The following is a 21,287-nucleotide window of genomic DNA, read 5'->3' as shown; positions in this document are numbered from 1 at the left end:
TGACGCGCGAACAAACCACCCAGAGTGCCACTCGCACCCGTCACCAACACCGTGCCGGCCGGGTCGAACCCCGTACTCACGGCCTCCAAAACCGCCGCCCGCACCAGCCTGGGCACACGCGCCGAGCCTCCGCGTACCGCGACCTCCTGCTCGCCCGAGGCGAGCACGGCGGACAGCGTCCGGTAGGAAGCGTCAGCACCGTCGAGATCGACCAGACCGAAACGGCCGGGGTTCTCGGACTGCGCGGACCGCACCAGACCCCACACCGGGGCATGGACCAGATCCGGCACATCCTCACCAGCCACCACGGACACCGCACCCCGCGTCAGGAACACCAGACGCGAATCAGCGAACCGCTCGTCCGCCAACCACCGCTGCACCAGGGCCAGCACACGGTCCGTCGCCGTGTGCACCACACCCGGCACCCCACCCACGACCGAATCCGACAGCGGTACGCAGACCAGCTCCGGCACGGCCGAGGCAGCCGCGTCGGCGAGGGCCGCGAGACCGGTGTGGGTCTCGTAGCGGATGCCCACGGCGTCGAGCCCGGAGTGGCGGCCGTCCGCGAGGAGGGCCCAGGGGCGCTGCTCGGCCGGGGAGACCGGAGTGAGCGGCAGAGCCGTCCAGTCGAGCTGGAACAGCGACTCGTGGCGTCCGCCGCGCGCCGCGCCGATCTGCTCGGGCGACACCGTGCGCAGCACCAGCGACTCGATCGAGGCGACCGGTTCGCCCGCCGTGTCGGCGAGTCGCAGCGAGACCGCGTCACGGCCGGCCGGGGCCAGCCGGACGCGTACCTCGGACGCGCCCGCCGCGTACAGGGACACATTGCCCCAGGCGAACGGCAGCCTTCCCTGACCGGTGTTCTCGACGAGACCGCCGAGACCGGCCGCGTGCAGCGTCGCGTCGAGCAGCGCCGGGTGCAGCCCGAACCACTCGGCCGTTTCCACGGCCTCGCCGTCCAGGCTCACTTCGGCGTACACCTCGTCGCCGTGCAGCCAGGCGGCGCGCAGGCCCTGGAAGACCGGGCCGTAGTCGAACCCGGCCGCCGCGAGGCCCTCGTAGAGGCCGTCGACATCGACGGGCTCGGCACCGGCCGGGGGCCAGGCAGCGAGGTCGAAGGCCGGGGCGGGGGCCCCGGAGGTGAGCACTCCGCTCGCGTGCCGTGTCCACGGCTCGTCGGCGGGGGCGTCCTCGTCGCGGGAGTACAGCGACAGACTCCGCCTGCCGGATTCGTCGGCGCTCGCCACGGAGAGCCGCAGCTGTACGCCGCCGCGCTCGGGCAGCACCAGCGGCGCTTCGAGCGTCAGCTCCTCCAGTACGTCACAGCCGACCTGGTCTCCGGCGTGTACGGCGAGTTCTACGAAGGCCGTGCCCGGCAGCAGCACCGAGCCCATGACCGCGTGGTCCGCCAGCCAGGGCTGGGTGGCCGTCGACAGCCGGCCGGTGAAGAGATGCCCGCCGGACTCGGGCAGTTCGACGGCCGCCACCAGCAGCGGGTGATCCGTCGCACCGAGCCCGAAGCCGGACGCGTCCCCGGGGCCGGTCTGCACGGCGGCCGAGTCGAGCCAGTACCAGTCGCGCTGGAAGGCGTACGTCGGCAGCTCCGCCTGGCGCGCGCCGGTCCCGGCGAAGTACGCCTCCCAGTCCACCTTCACACCGTGGACGTACGCCTGTGCCAGCGCCGTGGCGACAGTCTCCGCCTCGGGGCGGGCACCGCGCAGGGCGGGCGCGAAGACCGCGCCGTCCTCGGTGACGCAGTCCTGGGCGAGGGCGGAGAGGATGCCGTCGGGGCCGAGTTCCACGTACGAGGTGACTCCGGCGGCCTCCAGGGCGCGGACGCCGTCGAGGAAGCGGACGGCCTCACGGACATGGCGTACCCAGAAGTCGGCGGTCGACATGTCGTCCGTGACAAGGGCGCCGGTGAGGTTCGAGACGACCGGGATCGTCGGGTTGTCGTACGAAAGGTTCTCGGCGACCTTGCGGAAGTCGGCGAGCATGCCGTCCATGTGCGGCGAGTGGAACGCGTGACTCACCGTAAGACGCTTCGACTTACGGTCCGCGAAGTGTTCGACCACAGCGAGAGCGGCGCTCTCGTCACCCGCGATGACGACCGACTGCGGGCCGTTGATCGCGGCGATGCTCACCCGGTCGGTGAGCAGCGGAAGGATCTCGTCCTCCGACGCCTGTACGGCGATCATCACGCCGCCGGTGGGCAGCGCCTGCATCAGACGGCCACGAGCCGCCACCAGCGTGCAGGCATCCTCCAGCGAGAACACACCCGCCACATGCGCCGCAGCGATCTCCCCGATCGAATGACCGGACAAGAAGTCGGGACGTACGCCCCACGACTCAAGGAGGCGGAAGAGGGCCACCTCAATCGCGAACAGCGCGGGCTGAGTGACGGCCGTCTGATCGAGAGCACCGCTCTCATCACCGAACAGTGCTTCCTTCAGCGACAGCTCACCAGCGAACCCGGCGCAGATGTCGTCCAGAGCCTCGGCGAAGGCCGGGTACGACTCGTAAAGCTCACGCCCCATCCCAAGCCGCTGACTCCCCTGCCCGGTGAACAGGAACGCCAGCTTCCCTGTGCGTACGGCCCCTTGGGTCAGACCGGTGGTGGCGGATCCGCCGTCGGCCAGCGCCGTCAGGCGGTTCAGCAGCTCGTCCCGGTCGCCCGCCAGAACCACCGCGCGGTGGTCGAAGGCAGCCCGCCGGGTCGCGAGCGAGTACGCCACATCATCGGCACGCGCCTCGGGAGCGCCCGACAGATGGGACCTCAGCCGGGCGGCCTGGCCGCGCAGCGCGTCCGCAGTCTTCGCGGAGAGCACGTACGGCAGCACAGCGGGATCCGGAACCGGAACCGGAGCGGGAGCCGAAACCGGACGCGAATCGGACCGCTCCGGAGCCTGCTCGATGATCGTGTGCGCGTTGGTCCCGGAAATACCGAACGACGACACACCGGCGCGGCGCGGACGGCCGGTCTCCGGCCACGGCATCGCCTCGGTCAGCAGGGAGACAGCGCCGTCCTCCCAGTCGACATGCGGGGTCGGCTCGTCGACGTGGAGGGTCTTCGGGAGTACGCCGTGCCGGATCGCCATGATCATCTTGATGATGCCCGCGACACCGGCGGCGGCCTGCGTGTGGCCCATGTTCGACTTGATGGAGCCCAGCCACAGCGGGTTCTCCTCGGTGCGCTCCCGCCCGTAGGTCGCGAGCAGCGCCTGCGCCTCGATCGGGTCGCCCAGTGTCGTACCGGTGCCGTGCGCCTCGACCACGTCGATCTGATCGCTGGTCAGTCCGGCCCCGGCGAGTGCCTGGCGGATGACCCGCTGCTGCGAGGGGCCGTTCGGAGCGGTCAGACCGTTCGAAGCGCCGTCCTGGTTGATGGCGGAGCCACGGACGATCGCCAGCACCGGATGGCCCTTGGCACGGGCGTCGGAGAGCCGCTCGACGAGCAGCATGCCCGCGCCCTCGGCCCAGCTGGTGCCGTCGGCGGCGGCGGCGAACGACTTGATGCGGCCGTCGGCGGCGAGGCCGCGCTGACGGCTGAACTCGGTGAAGGTGCCGGGCGTCGACATGACGGTGACACCGCCCGCGAGCGCCATCGTGCACTCGCCGTTGCGCAGCGCCTGGATCGCCCAGTGCAGCGCGACCAGCGACGACGAGCAGGCCGTGTCGACGGTGACCGCCGGGCCCTCCAGACCGAAGGCGTAGGAGACCCGGCCGGAGGCGATGCTGCCGGAGTTGCCGGTGCCGAGGTAGCCCTCGACGCCGTCCGGGACGGCCGTGATCCGGGTGGCGTAGTCGTGGTACATGATGCCGGCGAAGACGCCGGTACGGCTGCCGCGCACGGTCGCCGGGTCGATTCCGGCCCGCTCGAAGGCCTCCCACGAGGTTTCGAGGAGGAGGCGCTGCTGAGGGTCCATCGCCACGGCCTCGCGCGGGGAGATCCCGAAGAACGCCGGGTCGAACCGGCCCGCGTCGTGCAGGAAGCCGCCCGAGCGGGTGTAGCTGGTGCCCTTGCCGTCCGGGTCGGGGTCGTAGAGCGCGTCCAGGTCCCAGCCCCGGCCCTGCGGGAACTCGGAGATGGCGTCGCCGCCGCCGAGCACCAGCCGCCACAGATCCTCGGGCGATTCGACACCGCCCGGGTAGCGGCAGCTCATGCCGACGATCGCGATCGGCTCGTCGTCGTACGCCGTTCCGGTCCTGACGGGCGCGGTCCGCGCCGCGTCCGGGGCCGTCCCGGCGGGCTCGTCCAGGGCCAGGGCCTCGGTCTTGAGGAAGTCGGCGAGGGCGATCGGGGTGGGGTAGTCGAAGACGAGCGTGGCGGGGAGCCGGACGCCGGTCGCCGTGCCGAGCCGGTTGCGCAGCTCGACGGAGGTGAGCGAGTCGAAGCCCAGCTCCTTGAAGGCCCGGTCGGCGGGCACCTCGTCGGTCGACGGGTGACCGAGGACGGCCGCCACCTCGACGCGCACCACCTCCAGCAGGGCGGCGTCCCGCTCGGCGGCGGGCAGCGCGGCCAGCCGGTCGCGCAGTGCGGAGCCCCCGCCGGCGCCGGCCGTTCCCACGGCCCGGCGGGCCGGGGCGCGGACCAGGCCGCGCAGCAGGTCGGGCAGCATTCCGGCGCGTGCCTGGGCGCGCAGGGCGGCCAGGTCGAGCGGGAGGGGTACGAGCAGTGCGTCTTCGGCGCGGCGGGCCGCGTCGAAGAGGGCGAGACCGGTCTCGGGCGCGAGTGCGGCGATGCCGCCCCGGTTGATCCGCTCCCGGTCGGCCTCGGTGAGGTCGCCGCCCATGCCGCCCACGCCGGTCCACAGGCCCCAGGCGAGGGAGGTGGCGGCGAGGCCCTGGGCCCGGCGGTGCTGGGCCAGAGCGTCCAGGAACACATTCGCCGCCGCGTAGTTGGCCTGCCCCGCGCCGCCGAACACACCGGCGGCGGACGAGAACAGGACGAACGCGGAGAGGTCCAGGTCGCGGGTCAGCTCGTGCAGATTCCACGCGGCGTCCACCTTCGGACGCAGCACTCCGGACAGCCGTGCGGAGGTCAGCGACCCGACCACACCGTCGTCGAGTACACCCGCCGTGTGCACGACGGCGGTCAGCGGGTACTCAGCGGGGATCGCGGCCAGTACGGCGGCGAGCGCCTCGCGGTCGGCGACGTCGCAGGCCGCCCACTCCACCTCCGCACCCAGCTCGGACAGCTTGGCCGACAGCCCGGCCGCACCCTCGGCGGCGGCACCACGACGGCTCACCAGCAGCAGCCGGCGTACACCGTGCTCCGTCACCAGATGACGGGCGAACAGCCCGCCAAGGGTGCCGCTCGCACCCGTGACCAGCACGGTGCCGCTGGTGTCCGGGGCGGGGTCCCCGTTCTCCCCAGGTGTCACGGTCACGGTCTCGCCGAGCGTGACGGTGGCGAGCCTGGGCACCCGTACGGCCTCGCCTCGGATCGCGATCTGGGCCTCTCCGGTCGCCAGGGCCGCCGACAGAAGCTCCGCCGCCGGTACGCCGGTACCGTCGAGTCCGTCGGCGTCGATCAGGGTGAGTCTGCCCGGGTTCTCGGCCTGGGCGGAGCGCACCAGGCCCCAGATCGCGGACTGGGCCAGTCCCGGCACGGTGTCGTCGGCGACCGCCGCGATCGCGCCCCGGGTGAGGAACACCAGTCGGGAGTCGGCGAACCGGTCGTCCGCCAGCCACTCCCGCACCAGGGTCAGCGCGCGGTCCGTCGCCGTGTGCACGGCGGCGGGCAGCGGGTCGGCCGCCGTCCCGGCGTCCGCGCACGGCACGATCAGCGCCGACGGTACGGCACCGCCCTCGGCGGCCGCCGCGCCCAGCGCCGCGAGATCGGCGTAAGCCTGCGGGCCGTCGCCGAGCATCATCCAGCCGTCCGCCGAATCGGCCGAGTCGGCCGTGGCGGCCGTGGCGTCGGCGGGCAGAGCGGTCCAGTCGACGCGGAACAGCGCGTCACGCGTGATGTCCCTGGCCGTGCTCAGCTGCTCACGGGTCACGGCGCGCAGCGCCAGACCGGCCACCGAGGCCACCGGCTCACCGGTCGCGTCGGCGATGGTCAGGGCCGTCTCGCCGCCCCGGGCCGGGCTGAGGCGCACGCGCAGCGCGGTCGCGCCGACGGCGTGCAGGGCCACTCCGGACCAGGAGAACGGCAGCCGTCCCTCACCGTCCCGGCCATCCGTACCGCTCAGGCCCAGGCCCAGCGCGTGCAGCGCCGCGTCCAGCAGGGCGGGGTGCAGGGCGAAGGCGGCGGCGTCGGCCTCCGCCGTCTCGGGCAACCTCACCTCGGCGAAGAGTTCGCCGTCGCGCCGCCAGGCGGCGCGCAGTCCCTGGAACACCGGGCCGTATCCGAAGCCGGAGTCGGCGAGGCCGTCGTACAGCCCGTCCACCGGGATCGGCTCGGCGTCGGTGGGCGGCCAGTCGGTCAGGCCCGGCGGAGTCCGCTCGGCTCCGACCGCGAGCACACCGGCGGCGTGCCGGGTCCACGGAGTTTCGGCGTCCGCTTCCTCGGGCCTGGAGTGGAGCGCCAGTGTGCGCCGCCCCACCGGGTCGGCGGTGCCGACGGAGAGCCGCAGCTGTACGCCGCCGCGCTCGGGCAGCACCAGGGGCGCTTCGAGCGTGAGCTCCTCGACCAGATCGCAGCCGACCTGGTCGCCCGCGCGGATCGCCAGCTCGACGAAGGCCGTGCCGGGCAGGAGTACGGAACCCATGACCGCGTGGTCGGCGAGCCAGGGGTGGGTGGCCAGCGAGAGCCGGCCGGTGAAGAGGAACCCGTCGGAATCGGGCAGCTCCACGGCCGCTCCGAGCAGCGGGTGATCGGTCGCGCCGAGGCCTGCCGACGCCACATCGCCCTGTGAGCTGCCCGCGTCGAGCCAGTAGACCGTCCGCTGGAAGGCGTACGTCGGCAGCTCGACCCGGCGCGCGCCGGTCGGGGCGTAGAACGCCTGCCAGTCGACGGGCACACCGCGCACCTGAGCGGCGGCGAGGGCGGAGACCACCGTCTCGGTCTCGTCGCGTCCCGCGCGCAGGAGGGGCGCGAAAGCGGCATCCTCGTGTTCGACGCAGCCCTGGGCGAGGGCGGAGAGGATGCCGTCGGGGCCGAGTTCGAGGTACGAGGTGACTCCGGCGGCTTCGAGGGCGCGGACGCCGTCGAGGAAGCGGACGGCCTCGCGGACATGGCGTACCCAGAACTCGGGAGTCGACATGTCGTCGCCGACCAGTGCGCCGGTGAGGTTCGAGACGACCGGAATCTTCGGGTTGTCGTACGAAAGATTCTCGATCGCTGTACGGAACGCCTCCAGCATGCCGTCCATGTGCGGCGAGTGGAACGCGTGACTGACAGTGAGACGCTTGGACTTGCGGTCGGCGAAGTGCTCGACCACGGCGAGAGCAGCGCTCTCGTCACCGGCGATCACCACCGACTGCGGGCCGTTGATCGCGGCAATGCTCACGCGGTCCGTGAGCAGCGGAAGGACCTCGTCCTCCGACGCCTGGACCGCGATCATCACACCGCCCGAAGGCAGCGCCTGCATCAAACGGCCACGAGCCGCCACCAGCGTGCACGCATCAGCCAGCGAGAACACCCCCGCCACATGCGCCGCAGCGATCTCACCGATCGAATGACCCGACAGGAAGTCGGGACGCACGCCCCACGACTCCAGGAGCCGGAACAGCGCCACCTCAACAGCGAACAACGCCGGCTGCGTCACCGCCGTCTCATCGAGAGCACCGCTCACATCACCGAACAGTGCTTCCTTCAACGGCACATCAAGATGCGCGCAGATCTCGTCCAGAGCATCCGCGAACACCGGATACGCGCCGTACAGCTCACGACCCATCCCCAGCCGCTGACTCCCCTGCCCCGTAAACAGGAACGCCAGCTTCCCGGCGACCGCCGAACCCTCGATCAGACCGGTTGCCGAACGGCCCTCGGCGAGTGCCGTGAGGGCGGCGCGGAAGCCGTCGCGGTCCGTGGCCACGGCGGTGGCTCGGTGGTCGAAGAGGGCTCGGGTGGAGACGAGGGAGTGGCCGATGTCGGCGAGTGCCGTGTCGGGGTGGGCGGTCAGCTGGGACAGCAGCCGCTCACCCTGGGCGCGCAGGGCGTCCGGAGTACGGGCGGAGAGATTCCACGCGAGGGCGGCGGCCGGCCGGTCCCCGGCAGCCGGGGCGGAAGCCGGTTCAGCGACCGGGGCCTGCTCGATGATCGCGTGGGCGTTCGTACCGCTCATGCCGAAGGAGGAGACGCCCGCGCGGCGCGGCCGGCCGGTCTCCGGCCACTCGCGCTGCTCGGTCAGCAGGGCGACATCACCGTCCGTCCAGTCGACGTGCGGGGTCGGCTCGTCGACGTGGAGGGTCTTCGGCAGCACCCCGTGGCGCATGGCCATGACCATCTTGATGATGCCCGCGACACCGGCGGCGGCCTGGGTGTGGCCGAAGTTGGACTTGATGGAGCCCAGCCACAGCGGGGAGTCCTCGCTGTGCTCCTGGCCGTAGGTCGCGAGCAGCGCCTGCGCCTCGATCGGGTCGCCCAGCGTCGTACCGGTGCCGTGCGCCTCGACGGCGTCGACCTCGGCGGCCGAGAGCCGGGCGTTCTCCAGGGCCTGGCGGATGACCCGCTGCTGCGCCGGACCATTGGGCGCGGTCAGACCGTTGGACGCGCCGTCCTGGTTGACGGCGGTGCCGCGTACGACGGCGAGGACCTGGTGGCCGTTGCGCCGCGCGTCAGAGAGGCGCTCGACGAGAAGCACGCCGACGCCCTCGCCCCAGGCGGTGCCGTCGGCGGCGGCGGCGAAGGGCTTGCAGCGGCCGTCGGCGGCGAGGCCGCGCTGACGGCTGAACTCGGTGAAGACGTCGGGGGTGGTGATGATGGTGACGCCGCCCGCGAGGGCGAGTGTGCACTCGCCGCTGCGCAGGGCCTGGGTGGCCAGGTGCAGGGCGACCAGCGAGGAGGAGCAGGCCGTGTCGACGGTGACCGCCGGGCCCTCGAAGCCGAAGGTGTAGGAGATACGGCCGGAGGCGATGCTGCTGGAGCCGCCGGTGCCGAGGTAGCCCTCGACGCCTTCGGGGACGGTGTTCAGCCGGGAGACGTAGTCGTTGTGCATCTGGCCGACGAAGACGCCGACCTGCTTGCCGCGCAGGCCCGTCGGGTCGATGCCGGCGCGCTCCAGCGCCTCCCAGGAGGTTTCGAGGAGGAGCCGCTGCTGCGGGTCCATGGCGAGGGCCTCGCGCGGGTTGATCCCGAAGAATGCGGGGTCGAAGCGGTGGGCGTCGTAGAAGAAGCCGCCCTCCCTGGCGTAGGAGGTGCCGGGGCTGTCCGGGTCGGGGTCGTAGAGCGCCTCGGTGTCCCAGCCCCGGTCGTCGGGGAGCCGGTCGATGCCGTCCCGGCCTTCGGCGAGCAGCTCCCAGAGGTCTTCCGGGGTGCGGACGTCGCCGGGGAAGCGGCAGCTCATCGCGACGATGGCGATGGGGTCGTCGGCCTCGGCGGCGGCCGTGGCGAGCCGGGGCAGGGCGGCGGCGGCCTCGGAGCCGAGGAGTTCGTCCTTGAGGTGTCCGGCGAGGACGGCGGGCGTGGGGTAGTCGAAGACGAGCGTGGCGGGCAGTCGGATGCCCGCGGTCGCGCCGAGCCTGTTGCGGAACTCGACGGCGGTCAGCGAGTCGAAGCCGAGGTCCTTGAAGGCGCGGGCGGGTTCGACGGCGTCCGCCGTGGCGTGGCCGAGGACGGCCGCGACCTGATTGCGTACGAGATTGAGGAGGAGCGCGTCCCGCTCGGTCTCGGGCAGCCGCACCAGCCGCTCCACGAGCGGGGTTCCGGCACCGGCCGCGACGGCTTCCACGGCCCGGCGGGCGGGGGCGCGGACCAGGCCGCGCAGCAGGGCGGGGACCATGCTCGCGTCGGCCTGGCGCAGCGGCGCGAGGTCGAGCCGCATGGGCACCAGGTGGGCTTCGCCGATGTGGTGGGCGGTGTCGAGGAGGGCGAGGCCCTCCTCGGAGGAGAGGCCGAGGACGCCGGACCGGGTCATCCGGTCCTTGTCCGTGGTGTCGAGTTCGCCGGTCATTCCGCTGGCGTCGGCCCACAGGCCCCAGGCCAGGGAGGTGGCGGCGAGCCCGTGGGCCTGCCGGTGGCGGGCGAGGGCGTCGAGGAAGACGTTGGCGGCGGCGTAGTTGGCCTGTCCCGCGCCGCCGAAGGTTCCGGCGGCGGACGAGAAGAGGACGAAGTCGGCCAGGTCCAGATGGCGGGTGAGTTCGTGGAGGTGGAGTGCCGCGTCGGCCTTGGGCCGCAGGACGGTGTCGAGGCGTTCGGGGGTGAGGGATCCGATGACGCCGTCGTCGAGGACTCCGGCGGTGTGCACGACCGCGGTCAGCGGGTGCTCTGCGGGGATCGCGGCCAGTACGGCGGCGAGCGCCTCCCGGTCCGCCGCGTCGCAGGCCGCGACGGTGACGTCCGCGCCCAGTTCGCGCAGCTCTGCGGCGAGTTCGGCCGCTCCGGCGGCGGCCTCGCCCCGGCGGCTGGTGAGCAGCAGCCGGCGCGCGCCCCGGACGGTGACGGCGTGCCGGGCGACGAGCGCGCCGAGGGTGCCGGTGCCGCCGGTGATCAGGACGGTGCCGTCGGGGTTCCACCCGGCGGGCAGGGTGAGGACGATCTTGCCGACGTGGCGTGCCTGGCTGAGGTGGCGGAAGGCCTCGGGGGCCTGCCGGAGGTCCCAGGTGGAGACCGGTACGGGGTGCAGCGCGCCCGCGTGGAAGAGGTCGAGCAGCTCGGTGAGCATCTCCTGGATGCGGTCGAGTCCGGCTTCGGTGAGGTCGAACGCCTGGTAGGAGACGCCGGGGTGGGCCGCGGCGACGTCCTGCGGGGTGCGGACGTCGGTCTTGCCCATCTCGACGAAGCGTCCGCCGCGCGGCAGCAGCCGCAGGGAGGCGTCCACGAATTCCCTGGCGAGGGAGTCGAGGACGACGTCGACGCCGCGTCCTTGGGTGGCGGTGCGGAAGGTGTCCTCGAAGTCGAGGGTGCGGGAGGAGGCGATGCGGTCGTCGGTGAGGCCGAGTCCGCGCAGGGTGTCCCACTTGCCGGGGCTCGCCGTGGCGTAGACGTCCACGCCCCAGTGGCGGGCGAGCTGGACGGCCGCCATGCCGACACCGCCCGCGGCGGCGTGGACGAGGAGGGATTCGCCGCCGCGCAGCCCGGCGAGGTCGTTGAGCGCGTAGTACGCGGTCATGAAGACGATCGGTACGGACGCGGCCTCGGCGAAGGTCCAGCCGTCGGGCATGGGGGCGATCATGCGGCGGTCGACGACGGTGAGCGGGCCGAACGCGCCGGGCAGCATGCCGAGGACGCGGTCGCCGGGTGCGAGGTCGTCGACGCCGGGGCCGGTCTCCAGGACGATGCCCGCGCCCTCGCTGCCCATGAGGCCCGGGTCGCCGGGGTACATGCCGAGGGCGTTGAGCACATCGCGGAAGTTGAGTCCGGCGGCGCGGACCGCGACGCGGACCTGGCCGGGCTCCAGGGGTGCCTGGGACTCGGGGCTGGGGACGAGGGTGAGGTTGTCGAGGGTGCCCTTGTCCTCGATGTCCATGCGCCAGGCGGCCTCGCCCGGGGGCGGGGTCAGCGCGGTGGTGGCGGGGACTCGGGCGAGGCGGGGGGCGTGGACGGTGCCCCGGCGGACGGCGAACTGCGGCTCGCCGGTGGCCAGCGCCTGGGCGAGGGCCTCGGCGGACGCCGGGTCGGTGTCGAGGTCGGCGAGGACGAACCGGTCGGGGTTCTCCGACTGGGCGGTGCGCACCAGGCCCCAGACGGGTGCGTGGGTGAGGTCGGCGAGGTCCGGGTCGCTCTGGGTGGCGATCGCGCCCCGGGTGAGGAACACCAGCCGGGACGCTGCGAGGCGGTCGTCGGCCAGCCAGCCGTTGACCAGGGCGAGCGCCTGGTGGGAGGCGGTGTGGACGGCCTCGGCGAGGGCGGTGGGGTCGGTGGCCGTGCCGGGGGTGTGGTGGACGAGGACATGGCCGGGGACCGGTCCGCCCGCGTCGATGGCGGCGGCGAGGGCGTCGAGGTCCGGGTGGACGACGGTGTCGACGCCCGGCAGCGCGGGGCCGCCGGCGCCGAGGACGGCGAGTGGTTCGCCCGCGCCCCGGGGGTTCGCGGGTACGGGCACGGTGGCCCAGTCGATCCGGAACAGGGACTCGTGGTGGGCGGCGCGCGCGCCGCCGAGCTGGTCGGCGGAGACGGGTCGCACCATCAGGCTGTCGACGGCTGCGACGGGCGCGCCGGTGGTGTCGGCGAGCTGGAGCGCGAGGGTGTCCTCGCCGTCCTGGGTGAGGCGGACGCGGAGCGCGGACGCGCCGACGGCGTGGAGGGAGACTCCGCGCCAGGCGAAGGGCAGCCGGCCCTGCTGCTCGCCGTCCGGGGTGGGCCGGACGAAGGTCGCGTGCAGGGCGGCGTCGAGGAGCGCCGGGTGGATGCCGAACCTGGCGGCGTCGGCCTGCCGGTCCTCGGGGAGGGCGACCTCGGCGTAGACGTCGTCGCCGTGCAGCCAGGCGGCGCGCAGGCCCTGGAAGACCGGGCCGTACGCGAAGCCGCCCCGGCCGAGGTGCTCGTACAGGCCGTCGACGGAGACGGGTTCGGCGCCGGGCGGCGGCCAGGCGGTCAGGTCGAAGGCGGAGGACGTGGCCGGGGCTCCGGTGGCGAGGACTCCGCTCGCGTGCCGGGTCCAGGGCTCGTCGGCGGGGGCCGCGGCGTCGGTGGAGTACAGGTCGAGGGTGCGGCGGCCGGATCCGTCGGGGGCTCCGACGGCTATCTGGAGGCGTACGGCCGCGTCGGGGGCGAGGATCAGCGGGGCTTCGAGGGTGAGTTCTTCCAGCAGGTCGCAGCCCGCCTGGTCGCCCGCGCGGACGGCGAGTTCGACGAAGGCGGTGCCGGGCAGCAGGACGGAGCCCATGACTGCGTGGTCGGCGAGCCAGGGGTGGGTGTCGAGCGAGAGGCGGCCGGTGAGGAGGAATCCCTCGCCGTCGGCGAGGGAGACCGCCGCGCCGAGGAGGGGGTGGTGGGCCGCGCCCAGGCCCGCCGATTCGACGTCGCCGACGTGCCCGGCGGGCGCTTCGAGCCAGAAGCGCTCGCGCTGGAAGGCGTAGGTGGGCAGTTCGACGCGGTGTGCGCCGGCGGCGGCGAAGTAGGCGGCCCAGTCGATTCGTACGCCACGGGTGTGGAGGGCGGCGATCGCACCGGTCAGGGCCTCGGCCTCGCCCCGGTCGCGGCGGAGCGCGGGCAGGAAGACAGCCTGACCGGTCCGGTCGGCGCTGTCCGTGAGGCAGTCGCGGCCGAGGCCGGAGAGGACGCCCTGCGGGCCGAGTTCGAGGTAGGTGGTGACGTGTTCGGCTTCGAGGGCGCGAATGCCGTCGAGGAAGCGGACCGCCTCGCGGACATGGCGTACCCAGAAGTCGGGAGTCGACATGTCGTCGCCGACCAGCGCACCGGTGAGGTTCGAGACGACCGGGATCTTCGGGTTGTCGTACGAAAGGCTCTCGGCGACCTCGCGGAAGGCGTCGAGCATGCCGTCCATGAGCGGCGAGTGGAAGGCGTGGCTGACGGTGAGCCGCTTGGTGCGGCGGCCCCGCCGGTCGAATTCGGCGGCGATCTCCAGGGCGAGGGTCTCGTCGCCGGAGATGACGACGGTGGCGGCGGAGTTGACGGCGGCGATGCCGATCCGGTCCTCGTGACCGGCGAGCAGCGGCAGCACCTCGTCCTCGGCGGCGGCCAGCGCGATCATCGCGCCGCCCTCGGGGAGTTCCGCCATGAGGTGGCCCCGGGCGGCGACCAGCCTGGCCGCGTCGGGCAGCGGCAAGACGCCCGCGATGTGCGCGGCGGTGATCTCGCCGATGGAGTGGCCTGCGAGGAAATCGGGGCGCACTCCCCAGCTCTCGACGAGCCGGTAGAGCGCGGTCTCCAGCGCGAACAGGGCGGGCTGGGTGTGGCCGGTCCGGTTCAGGAGGTCGGCGTCCTCGCTGAACAGCACGTCCTTGAGGGGCTGTTCGAGGTGCGGGTCGAGCTCGGCGCAGACCGCGTCCAGGGCCTCGGCGAACACCGGATAGGTCTCGTACAGCTCGCGTCCCATGCCGGGGCGCTGGCTGCCCTGGCCGGTGAACAGGACGGCCGTCCGCCCGTCGGCGGCGGTGTGCTGGATCAGCCGGGCGCTGTCGTGTCCTTCGGCGAGGGCGGTGAGGCCGGTGACGAGCTCCTCGCGGTCGCCCGCGACGACGGCGGCCCGACGGTCCAGGGCGGTACGAGTGGTGGCGAGGGAGAGGGCCAGATCGGCGGGGGCGGCGTCGGGCCGCTCGGTGAGATGGGCGAGGAGCCGGGCGGCCTGGGCGCGCAGCGCGGCGGGGGTCCGGCCGGAGAGCGCGAAGGGCAGCGGAGTGTTCGCGGGGAGCGCCGGGCCTGTGCCGGGGGCCGCGGGCTCGTCGGCGGGCGGCTGCTCGATGATGACGTGGGCGTTGGTGCCGCTGACGCCGAAGGAGGAGATGCCCGCGCGGCGGGCGCGGCCGGTGTCGGGCCAGTCGGCGGCCTCGGTGAGGAGGGACACCGCGCCGGCCGACCAGTCGATGTGCGGGGACGGCTCGCCGATGTGCAGCGACGGGGGCAGGGTGCCGTGGCGCATGGCCATGACCATTTTGATGATGCCGGCGGCTCCGGCGGCGGCCTGGGTGTGGCCGATGTTCGACTTGATGGAGCCGAGCCGCAGCGGCCGGTCCTCGGGGCGGTTCTGGCCGTAGGTGGCGAGGAGCGCCTGTGCCTCGATCGGGTCGCCCAGCGTGGTGCCGGTGCCGTGTGCCTCGACGGCGTCGACGTCGGCGGTGGTCAGTCCGGCGTTGGCGAGCGCCTGCCGGATGACGCGCTGCTGGGAGGGGCCGTTGGGGGCGGTCAGTCCGTTGGACGCGCCGTCCTGGTTGACGGCGGTGCCGCGTACGACGGCGAGGACCTGGTGGCCGTTGCGCCGCGCGTCGGAGAGGCGCTCGACGAGGATCATGCCCGCGCCCTCGGCCCAGCCGGTGCCGTCGGCGTCGGCGGAGAAGGACTTGCAGCGGCCGTTGGTGGCGAGCCCGCGCTGTCGGCTGAAGTCGATGAAGGTGTCGGGGGTGGACATCACGGTGACGCCGCCCGCGAGGGCCATGTCGCACTCGCCGTTGCGCAGGGCCTGCGCGGCGAGGTGCAGGGCCACCAGCGAGGAGGAGCAGGCGGTGTCGACGGTGACGGCGGGGCCTTCGAGACCGAAGGTGTAGGAGATGCGCCCGGAGGCGACGCTGCCCGCGGTGCCGGTGCCGAGATAGCCCTCCAGGCCCTCGGGGACGGCGGGGAGCCGGGTGAGGTAGTCGTGGTACATGACGCCCGCGAAGACGCCGGTACGGCTGCCGCGTACGCCCATCGGGTCGATGCCGGCCCGCTCGAAGGCCTCCCAGGAGGTCTCCAGCAGGAGCCGCTGGTGCGGGTCCATGGCGAGTGCCTCGCGCGGGTTGATCCCGAAGAGATCCGCGTCAAAGTCGGCCGCGTCGTGGAGGAAGCCGCCCTCGCGGGTGTACGAGGTCCCGGCGCGGCCGGGGTCGGAGTCGTACAGCGCGTCGAGGTTCCAGCCCCGGTCGGTGGGGAAGGGCGAGATCGCGTCGACGGAGCCCGCGACGAGCTTCCACAGCTCTTCGGGGCTGTCGACGCCGCCGGGGTAGCGGCAGCTCATGCCGACGATGGCGATGGGCTCGTCGTGGGCGGGCGCGCCGGAGGCGGCGGTGGCGGCCGGTGCGGAGTCGGCCTCGTCGCCGAGGAGTTCGGTCTTCAGGAACGCGGCGAGCGCGTTCGGGGTGGGGTAGTCGAAGACGAGGGTGGCGGGCAGCCGGGTGCCGGTGGCGGAGCCGAGGCGGTTGCGCAGCTCGACGGCGGTCAGCGAGTCGAAGCCGAGGGCCTTGAACGCGCGGTCGGGGTCGACGGCCTCGGGGCCGGGGTAGCCGAGGACGGCCGCGACCTGCACCCGGACGGTGTCGAGGAGCAGCCGGGCGCGATCGGCGGCGGGCAGCGGCAGCAGCCGTTCGGCGAGCGAACCGGCCGGGGCCGCGGAGACGGCGGCGGTCTCGGCGGTCCTGCGGGCGGGGGCGCGGACCAGGCCGCGCAGCAGGGCGGGGACCATGCTCGCGTCGGCCTGGCGCAGGGACGCCAGGTCGAGGTGCATGGGGACGGCGGTGGGCTCGCCGACGGCGCGCGCGGTGTCGAGGAGGGCGAGGCCCTCGGCGGAGGAGAGCGCGGCGACGCCCGCGCGGGAGATCCGCTCCAGGTCGGCGTCGGCGAGGTCGCCGGTCATGCCGCTGCGTTCGGCCCACAGGCCCCAGGCGAGCGCGGTCGCGGGCAGCCCTTCGGCGCGGCGGCGGTGGGCCAGCGCGTCGAGGAAGGTGTTGGCGGCGGCGTAGTTGGCCTGTCCGGGGCCGCCGAGGGTGCCCGCGGCGGCGGAGAAGAGCACGAAGGCGGCCGGGTTCAGCTCACGGGTCAGCTCGTGCAGATGGACGGCGGCGTCCACCTTGGCGGGCAGCACACGGTCGACGCGTTCGGGGGTGAGTGATTCGAGGATGCCGTCGTCGAGGACGCCCGCGGTGTGGACGACCGCGGTCAGCGGGTGCTCTGCGGGGATCCCTGCGAGTACGGCGGCGAGCGCGTCCCGGTCGGCCGCGTCGCACGCGGCGAGGGTGACGTCCGCGCCCAGCTCGCGCAGCTCGGCGAGGAGTCCGGCGGCTCCGGCGGCGGCCTCGCCCCGGCGGCTGGTGAGCAGCAGCCGGCGGACGCCGTGCTCGGTCACCAGATGGCGGGCGACCAGACCGCCGAGGGTGCCGGTCGCGCCGGTGACCAGGGCGGTGCCGTCCGGGTCGAGTGCGGGGGCGCTCTGGTCCGGGGCGGCGGCGACCCGGGCGAGCCGGGGTACGACGACCTTGCCCTCGCGCAGGGCGAGCTGCGGCTCGCCGGTGGCGAGCGCGCCGGGCAGGGCGCGCAGGGACTCCTCTGCGCCGTCCAGGTCGAGCAGGACGAAGCGGTCGGGGTGCTCGGACTGCGCGCTGCGCAGCAGGCCCCACAGCGGGGCGTTGGCCAGGTCGGCGATGTCGCCGTCCGGGGTGGTGGCGACGGCGTCGCGGGTGGCGATGACGAGCCGGGAGGCGGCGAAGCGGTCGTCGGCGAGCCAGTCCTGGGCGAGCCGGAGGGCCCGGTGCAGGGCGGTGCGCACGGCGGTGGGCAGCGCGGCGTCCACGGCGGACTCGGAGCCGGCTTCGGTGAAGGTTCCGAAGGGGACGACGACGGCCTGCGGCACGGGTCCGCCCGCGTCCAGCGCCGCGCCGAGGGCGGCGAGGTCGGGGTGGGCGGCGGCGGTGGGCAGCGCGGCGGTGAACTCCGTACCCGCGTCTCCGAGCAGCCCCCACTGGCCTGCGGCGACGGTGGTCGCGGCGGGCACGGGCACAGCGGTCCACTCGACCCGGAACAGGGAGTCGTGGAAGGCGGTCCGGGCGGCGTGGACCTGGTCCGGGGAGACGGGGCGCAGCAGCAGCGCGGCCACGTCGGCGACGGGCGCGCCCGTCTCGTCGGCGAGGGTCACGGAGACGGTGTCGTGGCCCGCGGGGGCGAGACGGACGCGCAGGGCGCGCGCGCCGACGGCCTCCAGCCGTACGCCGCTCCAGGAGAACGGCAGTCTGCCGTGCTCGGTCTCGGCCAGCAGGGAGCCGATGCCGACGGCGTGCAGCGCCGCGTCCAGCAGTGCGGGATGCAGGCCGAACAGGGCCGCTTCGGCGTGTGCCTGCTCGGGCAGCCGGACCTCGGCGAAGACCTCGTCGCCGCGCTGCCAGGCGGCCTTGAGGCCCTGGAAGACGGGCCCGTAGGCGAAACCGGACTCGGTCAGATAGTCGTACAGACCGTCGACGGGGACCTCGGCGGCGTCCTTCGGGGGCCAGCTGGTGAGGTCGGCGAGCGGCTCGCGGGCCGTGCCCGCGGCGGTCAGGGAGCCGGTGGCGTGCCGGGTCCAGGCGCCCTCGCCCCAGGTGTCGTCGGCGGCGTCCTCGGGGCGGGAGTGCAGGGTCAGCGAGCGGCGGCCGTGGGCGTCGGGCGCGCCGACGGCGAGCTGGATCTGCACTCCGCCGTGCGGGGGCAGTGCCAGCGGTGCTTCGAGGGTGAGTTCGTCGAGCAGCTCGCAGCCGGTGTGCTCGCCCGCGCGCAGCGCCAGTTCGACGAAGGCGGTGCCGGGCAGCAGCACGGTGTCCATGACCGTGTGGTCGGCGAGCCAGGGGTGGGTGGCCAGCGAGAGCCGGCCGGTGAAGAGGTATCCGTCGCCGTCGGCGAGGGCGATGGCCGCGCCCAGCAGCGGGTGGTCCGCGGAGCCGATGCCCGCGGCGGTGACGTCGCCCGCCCAGGCGGTGGGCTGCTCGGGCCAGTACAGCTCGCGCTGGAAGGCGTAGGTGGGCAGTTCGACGCGGGTGGCGGCGCGGCCGGCGAAGACGGCGGTCCAGTCGACGCTTACGCCGTGGACATGGGCCTGTGCGACGGCCGTGGCGAAGGAGGCCGGCTCGGGGCGGTCGGCGCGCAGCAGGGGGACGAAGACGGGGCTGTGGCCGTCCTGGTGGTCGGGCCGGTCGGTGACGCACTCCTGCGCGAGGGCGGTGAGCACTCCCCCGGGGCCGACTTCGAGGAAGGCGGTGACGCCCTGGTCGGCGAGTTTGCGGACGCCGTCGAGGAAGCGGACGGCTTCGCGGACGTGGCGGACCCAGTAGTCGGCGGAGCAGATCTCCTCGGCGGTGACGGAGGCCCCGGTCAGGTTGGAGACGATCGGGATGACGGGCGGGGCGTAGGCGATGGTCTCGGCGACCTCGCGGAAGGCGTCGAGCATGCCGTCCATCAGCGGCGAGTGGAAGGCGTGGCTGACGGTGAGCTTCTTGGTGCGGCGGCCCTGTGCGCGGAGCGTCCGGGCGATGGCCTCGGCGGCCTCGGCGTCGCCGGAGACGACGACGGAGCGGGGGCCGTTGACGGCGGCGATGCTGACGCGGTCGGTGAGGAGCGGGAGGATCTCGTCCTCGGCGGCCTCGACGGCGATCATCGCGCCGCCGGTGGGCAGCGCCTGCATCAGGCGGCCCCGGGCGGCGACCAGCCTGGCCGCGTCGGCGAGGGTGAGGACGCCGGAGACGTGGGCGGCGGCGAGTTCGCCGATGGAGTGGCCGATGAGGAAGTCGGGGGTGACTCCCCACTCCTCAAGCTGGCGGTGGAGGGCGACCTCGACGGCGAACAGCGCGGTCTGGGTGTAGGCGGTCTCGTGGAGGAGTTCGGCCTCGGGTGCGCCCTCGGCGGCGAACAGCACCTCGTACAGCGGGCGGTCCAGATGGCGGTCCAGCTCGTCGCGGACGGCGTCGAGGGCGCGGGCGAAGCCGGGGTGGGTGGCGTACAGCTCGCGGCCCATGCCGGGGCGCTGGCCGCCCTGGCCGGTGAAGAGGAAGGCGGTCTTGCCCTCGCCGGCCGTGCCGAGGAGCGGCGCGCTGGACGGCTCGGTGGACGGTTCACCGGCGGCGAGCGCGTCGAGGCCGGTCAGGAGGGTGTCCCGGTCGGTGCTGAAGAGCGCGGCCCTGCGGTCGAGCGAGGCGCGGCCGGTGGCGAGGGAGAGACCGAGGTCGGTGAGGCTCGCGGGGTCGGCGGCGAGCGCGGGCGCGGCCCGCAGATGGGCGGCGAGCCGCTCGGCCTGGGCGCGCAGCGCGGGTTCGGTCTGGCCGGACAGCAGCAGCGGCACCGGACCCGTCGCGCCCCGGGGCGCGTCGGAAGCGGGGGTGTCGGAGGTGCCGGAGGTCTCGGGGGTGTCTTCGGCGGGCGGGGCCTGCTCGATGACAGTGTGGGCGTTGGTGCCGCTGACGCCGAAGGAGGAGATGCCCGCGCGGCGCGGCTGGCCGGTTCGCGGCCAGGGCACGGCCTCGGTGAGCAGCCTGACGTCTCCGGCGGTCCAGTCGACGTTGCCGGAGGGCTGGTCGATGTGGAGCGATTCGGGCAGTACGCCGTGGTGGATCGCCAGCACCATTTTGATGATGCCCGCGACTCCGGCGGCGGCCTGGGTGTGGCCGATGTTCGACTTCACCGAGCCGAGCCACAGCGGGCGGCCCTCGGGGCGGTTCTGGCCGTAGGTGGCAAGGATGGCCTGCGCCTCGATGGGGTCGCCGAGGGTGGTGCCGGTGCCGTGCGCCTCCACGACGTCGACCTGTGCCGGGGTGAGTCCGGCGTTGGTCAGCGCCTGGCGGATGACGCGCTGCTGGGAGGGGCCGTTGGGGGCGGTGAGTCCGTTGGACGCGCCGTCCTGGTTGATCGCCGAACCGCGCACGATCGCGAGGACCGGGTGGCCGTTCTTGCGGGCGTCGGAGAGCCGCTCGACGAGGAGCATGCCGACGCCCTCGCCCCAGCCGGTGCCGTCGGCCCCGTCGGCGAAGGGCTTGCAGCGGCCGTCGGGGGCGAGCCCGCGCTGTCGGCTGAACTGCACGAACGCGCGCGGGCTCGACATGACGGTGACACCGCCGGCGAGCGCGAGGGAGCACTCGCCGCCTCGCAGCGCCTGCACCGCGAGGTGCAGGGCCACGAGCGAGGACGAGCAGGCGGTGTCGACGGTGACGGCGGGGCCTTCGAGACCGAAGGTGTAGGAGATACGTCCGGAGACGACGCTCGCCGCGTTTCCGGTGAGCAGATATCCTTCGACGCCCTTGGGGACTTCGCGGAGCAGTTCGGGATAGTCCTGGCCGTTGGTGCCGATGAAGACACCGGCTTTGCTGCCGCGCAGGGTCGACGGGTCTATTCCGGCCCTTTCGAAGGTCTCCCACGAGGTTTCGAGCAGCAGGCGCTGCTGCGGGTCCATGCCGAGGGTTTCGCGGGGGCTGATGCCGAAGAAGGCGGCGTCGAATTCTCCGGCGCCGTCGAGGAATCCGCCCTCGCGGGTGTACGAGGTGCCCTGCTGGTCGGGGTCGGCGTCATACAGCGACTCGATGTCCCAGCCACGGTCGGTGGGGAAGTCGGTGATGGCGTCCTCGCCCTGGACCACCAGGTCCCACAGGCCCTCCGGCGACTCGATGCCGCCGGGGAAGCGGCAGCTCATGCCGACGATCGCGATCGGCTCCGGCTCCTGGGCCTCGACCTCGCGCAGCCGCTGCCGCGTCTGATGCAGATCGGCCGTCACCCGCTTCAGATAGCCGAGGATCTTGTCCTGATCTGCCGCCATTGGAACCTCACCCATGCTTCTCGTCACAAACCCTTGCGCCTG

At 73.7% G+C, this 21,287-nt stretch carries 1 protein-coding gene; it reads right to left on the bottom strand.

Features of this window, described 5'->3' with window-relative positions; translation table 11 throughout:
- Positions 1–21,245, bottom strand: a 21,245-nt coding sequence (locus tag IE247_RS32985; RefSeq protein WP_190127046.1) for a type I polyketide synthase, incomplete at its 3' end; no start/stop codon positions are given.
- Positions 21,246–21,287: the final 42 nt, after the last annotated feature.

Origin of the sequence: Streptomyces inusitatus, from assembly GCF_014651115.1 — a bacterium.
Taxonomy (GTDB): domain Bacteria; phylum Actinomycetota; class Actinomycetes; order Streptomycetales; family Streptomycetaceae; genus Streptomyces; species Streptomyces amakusaensis.
The sequence above is the reverse complement of the archived record's forward strand: the minus strand, read 5'-3'. Positions and strand labels throughout refer to the sequence as shown.